This is a genomic window from Nostoc sp. ChiVER01 (assembly GCF_034531155.1).
GTDB lineage: Bacteria > Cyanobacteriota > Cyanobacteriia > Cyanobacteriales > Nostocaceae > Nostoc.
The window spans coordinates 108,919-115,555 of sequence record NZ_JAVRBS010000028.1 but is presented as its reverse complement, the minus strand read 5'-3'; the positions used below and the strand labels follow the sequence as shown (position 1 = coordinate 115,555).

Annotated in this window: 5 protein-coding genes; 1 reads left to right on the top strand and 4 read right to left on the bottom strand. The window is 41.4% G+C overall.

What is annotated here, in order from left to right; genetic code table 11:
- From RMY00_RS28430 to RMY00_RS28420, 3 genes are all read right to left on the bottom strand, one after another.
- The coding region (locus tag RMY00_RS28430) for a WD40 repeat domain-containing protein (RefSeq protein WP_322650748.1) at positions 1-2,471 on the bottom strand (2,471 nt) is incomplete at its 3' end.
- 19 nt (positions 2,472-2,490) lie between these two features.
- Positions 2,491-2,871, bottom strand: coding sequence for a hypothetical protein (locus RMY00_RS28425; protein ID WP_322650747.1), 381 nt, complete (start codon positions 2,869-2,871; stop codon positions 2,491-2,493).
- A 300-nt stretch (positions 2,872-3,171) separates the two neighbouring features.
- On the bottom strand, positions 3,172-4,671 hold the full coding sequence (locus tag RMY00_RS28420; protein ID WP_322650746.1) for a family 10 glycosylhydrolase: 1,500 nt from the start codon (positions 4,669-4,671) through the stop codon (positions 3,172-3,174).
- Positions 4,672-4,957: 286 nt separating this feature from the next.
- Here RMY00_RS28420 and RMY00_RS28415 point away from each other — a divergent pair, with 286 nt between their 5' ends.
- Positions 4,958-5,893, top strand: coding sequence for an ABC transporter substrate-binding protein (locus RMY00_RS28415; protein WP_322650745.1), 936 nt, complete (start codon positions 4,958-4,960; stop codon positions 5,891-5,893).
- A 236-nt stretch (positions 5,894-6,129) separates the two neighbouring features.
- On the opposite strand, the gene RMY00_RS28410 is transcribed toward RMY00_RS28415, so the two are convergent.
- The gene (locus tag RMY00_RS28410) at positions 6,130-6,567 is read right to left on the bottom strand and encodes a hypothetical protein (protein WP_322650744.1); all 438 of its coding nucleotides are present in this window, start codon (positions 6,565-6,567) and stop codon (positions 6,130-6,132) included.
- Between the last annotated feature and the right edge of the window lie 70 nt (positions 6,568-6,637).

Below are 6,637 nucleotides of genomic sequence, written 5' to 3'. Positions count from 1 at the left end.
TTGTCAGCACTGCCAGAAGCCAAAGTCTTGCCGTCGCGGCTAAAACTCACGCTATAGACACTGTTATCATGCCCAGTCAGGATGCGGATTTCCTTCCCTGTCTCTAGATTCCACAGTTTGATTGTCTTGTCAGCACTGCCAGAAGCCAAAGTCTTGCCGTCGCGGCTAAAACTCACGCTATTGACATAGCTATCATGCCCAGAGAGGGTGCGGATTTCCTTCCCTGTCTCTAGATTCCACAGTTTGATTGTCTTGTCATCACTGCCAGAAGCCAAAGTCTTGCCGTCGGGGCTAAAACTCACGCTAGAGACATTGTTATCATGCCCAGTCAGGGTGCGGATTTTCTTTCCTGTATCTAGATTCCACAGTTTGATGGTGTTGTCACCACTGCCAGAAGCCAAAGTCTTGCCGTCGCGGCTAAAACTCACGTTAGAGACCCAGTCATCATGCCCAGTCAGGGTGCGGATTTCCATCCCTGTCTCTAGATTCCACAGTTTGATTGTCTTGTCATCACTGCCAGAAGCCAAAGTCTTGCCGTCGGGGCTAAAACTCACGCTTCTGACATTGTTATCATGACCAGTCAGGGTGAGGATTTCCTTCCCTGTCTCTAGATTCCACAGTTTGATTGTCTTGTCAGCACTGGCAGAAGCCAAAGTCTTGCCGTCGGGGCTAAAACTCACGCTCCAGACATCCCTATCATGCCCTTGCAAGCGATTGCGTTCGCTGCTTTCATTAAGAGCTTTTTGCAAGGCATTCATCACCACTGAGTTGTATACGTGCTGGTTTTGCAGGATTTTTCCTGCTTTAATTGCTTTGACAAAAGCATCCAACTCTTTTCTTCTATCGAGTAGAGACAAGGAAGAAGAACCGAGAGAATCTGCAAGATTGAGTTCCGCTTCTTTTGTCTTTTGCCAAGCCATTAAACCCAATCCACTGCTAACTACCACTGCCACCAGGGAACTTACCACAATTCCCCACATAGCTCTGATTCCATTCTTCCTGATGCGATCGCGTTCTTGGATACTCTGCTCAATAAATTCTTTCTCATCAATCAAGTCTTCTGGGCGTTCCTTCAGTCTTTCTTCTGCTTCCGCCAAAGCCGCACCACGCAATAATGACCCAGAATCTTGCTTCGTTGCTTCCCATTGTCCCTTCGCTGACCGCAGTCGTTCTTGCCAAGCTCTAAAAACGCGGTTTGTATTCATCCATTCGCGCAGTTCTCCCCAATTACGAATCAGAGTTTCATGGACTACTTCGACCGTTTCTTGACCGCTAAGATTGCGACTTGTCACCACCAACCGAGCATCAGCTAATTGTTTTACCAAAGACCAGCTTTGCTCCCCTAATTCCGCTTTCATGGCCACGCGTCGGGTATCTTCTGCTCCCTCACCCGGACGCACCAATTGAATAAAAATCCGCCGGACTTTTTCCTTCTCATCATCTGTCAAGTTGCCATATTTCTCATCAGCATGGCGAGCTAATGCACCTTCTACTTGACCAATTTCTTCATAGATTTTGTGAGTTAATTGTTTACCCGTTCGCTTGTTCCACAACTCTGTTAATGCAAACTCTAACAAAGGTAAATTTCCAGGTTGGTCTTCCACATCATTGAGAATGCGTTCTACCAGTCCGTCTGCAAATGTCACCTCTAATTTTTGGGCAGGTTTTTCAATAACTTCTTTTAGTTCCTCCCGATTCATTGGCCCCAGTTTCACATCAGCATTTTGCAAGACATCAGCAAAGGGACGATAGGAGAGAGCATTTCCCAAAAAATCTGCCCGCATCGTTGCTATCAACACGGTAGCGGATGAAGACAGAGAAATAGGAGTTTTTAGACTGGCTAATAAGCAATCGAGAAATTTACGGCGAATTTCCTGATCATTACAGAGTGTGTAAATTTCTTCAAATTGGTCAGCAATTAGTAGGACTCGATGATCAGGGTGATTTTGCCGAATTTTAGCAAAAACGTCCGAGAGAGGAATAGAGCCTTTTTGCAAATAATCAGCTAACTCTCGCGCTTGGATAATTTGTTTAGTTTCATTTAAGTTGGGTGTATAAAGAGGGACAAGAGCTAAAGCGATCGCATGGAAAGGATCAGAACCAGGACGAAAGTGAGTAAACTGCCAATGACCCTCTTTTTCTAACTTAGGAACTAATCCAGCTAATACCACCGAAGATTTACCGCTTCCCGACGCACCCAGCACGGGTATAAAATTACGGGTTTTAGTTGTAATATAAAGTTCTTCTATAAATATTTCCCGCCCAAAGAAAAACTCAGCATCCTTGGGGCCAAAATGAAACAAACCCTGATAAGGACAAAGGAGATATTCATCAACAGCGATCGCAGAATCAACAGATTTTACCTCTTCCCTAGAGTAGAAGTAGTTGTAGATAATGTTTCCTTCACCAACTACAGCACCTTTAACTTCATTTTGAAAAGTTGAGTGGTATTTGGAACTCTCTTCAGCCATCTAGATACTCCAGTGGCTTCTAACCAAATTTATTTTCTTGTGTGTTGCGATCGCCCACCTGAATCCCCTTCACTTCTCCTTGAAATACTGTGTTATACTTACCTGCTGCTGACTCTTCAGGTTTTAACTGTTTCAGCAACTCCTGCGCTAACTTAATAATTTCTGCATCTTGATCAGCACCAGCTTCCGCTAATTTCTTTTTAAGTGGTGCTTCATAGGTTTCAGGGTCTGTTTCGTGTTCTTCCAGAACCATTTGTGCTTTTGGTTCACTTTCAAATCTCTTCTTAATCAAGGTTTTCAATCCCTGATAGGCATCTTTAACGGCTGTTCCTGCGGTATCTTTAGTAGCAGCGATCGCACCAGCACCTAAAGCCGTAATAATCATAGAAACAGGTTCCATAGTTAATCCTCAATAATTTGTAACAGCTACAGGTATATTCTACGTTTAGATAATATTTGGAAATGGTCTTTTGCTCTCATATTTAGCACAGTAAAGCATCTCAGTACATGGCTAAAAAACTTATTTTTCCTAGCATCTAACCCAGATCAAAACGGCAAAAATACACTTTCTGCGACTTTTCAAATATCCTCTTAGATTATCACAAAACGTGTAATTTATTACTGACAGCATGAATTTGACAATCAGTAAACTAAAAAGTTTTTTAGAAGTCTTACGATGTGTATATTTAGTATCTGCTGTTTACCGAATGCGACAAAATTTGCGATCGTTATCACTCTCAGGATATTGCCAAGAATAGGCAAAATGGCTAACTCCCTTCAGTTGAGGTGAAAATTTGCGAAGTGCCTCCATTTGCGCTTCTAGCGATGGACGATTGCTAACGGATTCTCCCCATTTGCCTGCTAAGGCTGGGATTATCTGCGTACCTGGTTTTGCCATACTCAAAACTCGTTGCACTTGCGCCACAATACAACTGGCATTACCGCAATTCCCATAAGCCATAGGATGCCACTGCAATGAAGTGGGGAAACGATCCCAAGGTTGCAAACGGGAATCATAACCTTGCCCTACAGTTTGGTTGCCATCAGGGAAAAACACCACCCCTGTAGGAATACCTTGCTGCTTTGCTGGATAACTGGCTATGGTGACAAAATCTAAAATTCCTTGCATAGCGTGGGCAACAGCAAGCTGCCATAATTCCCATTGTAAAAGCGGCTGTCTATCGGTTGCAGACAGGATTGACTTTTGCCCTAATGGAGGAATGCGTCCTTGCCACAGAGGTTCGCCTTCTTGAGGATAAAGTTTATCAACTTCCGCTATATCTCCAGCGCCGACGAATCCCTTACTCAAAAAGCGCCGAATCAATTCCAGTCCTTTGTAATTGAGTGCCCGTTTAAATAAAGCTTCTTGGGTTGCGGGACTAAATAGCCATAAATCTGAAACTTTGGTGGCGATGGAATCACTTCCTGCTTGGCGGGGATAGCGCACATAGTCTAATAGCAAGCCATCTGGGCGACGGCGCAAAATTTCTTTTACTAATTGGAAGTAGTCGCGTTTTGCTTGTAAGTTGTAGGGGTCGATAAATACTTGAGAGCCATTGTCTACCACATATAGGCTCGTTTGACCTTTGCCATTACGAGCGATCGCACTTTCTCTATCTGGGCGCTGGGCGTAAGTATAGCCGAAATTGGCAGTAAACATCCAAGCGTAAACTTTTAAACCGCGTTGCCGACCTTTTTGAATTGCTGTGGCGAGTAAATCGGTGTTTTCTGCTCCCGGAGTGCGAATTACAGAAGGCCAAACCGTCGGGTTAGCTTTTGCTGGCAATAATGCCTGCCCGTCGTAAAAGACTTCTAAATAAACTTGGTTATAGCCACGGTTAACAATCCGATCCATAACCTGATCAATTATTCCTGGCTGAATGTCACAAGGGTACAAGCGCAACCAAATGGCTTGGACTTGCGGCCAAGTCCTAGTGCGGCACTCCTGTAATTCCTGTGCCTGTTTTTTTATAATGTTTTGATAGCGGGTTTTGGCATCTGGTTTGCCTTTGAGGGCTGACAAACGTAAGTTTTCTTTTTCTTGTGCCGCCGTTGATGATAATTGGCAATACTGGGTTACTTGTGCCCTTGCTGGTTCGCTTCCAAAGTTGGGGAGCAACGAACTACTAGTGAAAACAATAGCGAATAGACGCCGCCAAAATAATGTTGATCTTGCAACGTTCAAGGGATGGTTTGACATATCTAGCAGTAGATGGACACAATAATCATCGACCCCAATTCAGATAATTGTGGGTTATATGTATAAAATAATACATTTAAATGGCAGGGATTTTAAACCTATTTTTTTAAGACTACCAAAGGCTTGTTTGTGTTGCTGAATTTTTTGATAAAGACATAAATACATATAGGGAAGTATAAAACATCTGAAGATACACCAAGCTTAGTCTGTTATTAGATAGATTCTGCTTGTGCCTTCGTGAGTAAAAATCTGCTTATGCTATTCTTACCCCAAAAGGAATTTTAATATGCATCGTCGTTGGCTTTTATCTGCTTTAGCACTTTTGATGAGTATATTTTTAGTTGCTTGCACGACTGCAACCACTCAGCAGCCACAAACAAAAATCACAAGCACTACGGAGACGATAAACACAAATTCTCAGCAATTACCAAAAGGATCAGCAAGAAGAGTTGTTGCTCTTTCTTCTCTTTCTGCTGATATTATCTCTCGACTCAATCAAACAAAAATTGTTGGCATTACTGGTAGTAAATTATTTAAGGATAACTCAAGATTTAAGGATATTCCCCGTGTTAGTGAAGGGCAAAGTCCGCCAAATTTAGAAAAAGTGGTAGCACTTAAACCAGATTTAGTTATTGGTGCAGAAGGTTTTTCTAACATCCCAATTCAAAAACTTCAGCAGCTAGGAATTCCGACTTTTCTCACTAAGGTGAATAATTGGGAATCTCTAGAAGAACTTACTAAAACACTTGCTAAATCAATTGATGCTGATCCTCAGCCTTTGTTAAATCGTTACAAAACTTTCTTGCCAGAAAAGCCAACTCAGGGTTTTTCTACTCTAGCACTAGTTAGTCGTCAACCAATTTTAGCGCCAAATAAAAATAGTTGGGCAGGGGATTTGCTGGCGAAATTCCAAGCGAAAAATATAGCAGCAGATTTACAAGGGAAAAGTCCTGTTGGTGGCTATGTAACGCTTTCGGCTGAGAAGGTTTTAGAAGCAAATCCAGAGGTAATAATTTTGGTTAATCCCCCACAAGGGAATTCAGAAGTAGCGCTTTTAGATTCACTGAAAAAGGAAGCCTTTTGGCAACAACTGCAAGCAACAAAAAATAACCGAGTCTATGTGTTTGATTATTATGGTCTAGTAAATCCGGGTAGTATAGATGCAATTGAAAAGGCTTGTCAGCAGCTTAAGCAAGCATTGTTTGCATCACAGGGCACTTAGCTCGTCTTACAAATACCTGTACCCGATAAGTAAGACAAAATAAATTCGACAATTACTATGATTAATTCAAAATTAATATCAGTTTTGCCGTTATTTTGTGCTAAATAATTATTAACAAATTTATTTTTCAAGCATTCCTTGCACTCAATATTTTCACTCGGCAACACTCAACACTTTTTATTACAAAGTAGTTAGATAAAGACGGTTTCGACCTTATCAACAACTCTAAAAACTAGCTATTTACAGTGTTGTTGAAGAAGAGATACAGCTAATTCAAAACTATTAGGTTGAGTTTGTACTGCATAGGCTTCTTTTTCTAAATCTTGTCGTTTAATATCGGTATAACGTTTAAAAAATGGTTTAGAATAATTGATTGGTTGAATGTCTAAGCCTAAAGTTTTGATTTTTCCTTTTCCGGCACATACCTGCGCTGCATGAACAGTTTCATGGATTAATGTTTGAGTTCCAATATTTAACTCAAACACTACGGGATTAATCCAAATTTTTTTGTCAGCTTCTCTCAGTAACCCATAAGCTCCTCGCTTTGGTGGTAGTGCAATGATTACCTGAAACCCTTTTTTTTCTAATTTATTTTTTAAATCTAAAAATTTTGCTTCTGGATTGGGTATTTGAGAAAGCAATAGTAAGGAATTTAATATAAAAGTTTTGCTCATTACCTAATCCGCTTTAGGGAAGCTTTAGTTGGTTTGTGTTGCTGACAAATACCGCTCGCTAAGGTAATTC

Bases quoted from the DNA above. Each gene is read 5' to 3' on its own strand.
- RMY00_RS28410 (WP_322650744.1), bottom strand. From the start codon at position 6,567: ATGAGCAAAACTTTTATATTAAATTCCTTACTATTGCTTTCTCAAATA.
- RMY00_RS28415 (WP_322650745.1), top strand. From the start codon at position 4,958: ATGCATCGTCGTTGGCTTTTATCTGCTTTAGCACTTTTGATGAGTATA.
- RMY00_RS28420 (WP_322650746.1), bottom strand. From the start codon at position 4,671: ATGTCAAACCATCCCTTGAACGTTGCAAGATCAACATTATTTTGGCGG.
- RMY00_RS28425 (WP_322650747.1), bottom strand. From the start codon at position 2,871: ATGGAACCTGTTTCTATGATTATTACGGCTTTAGGTGCTGGTGCGATC.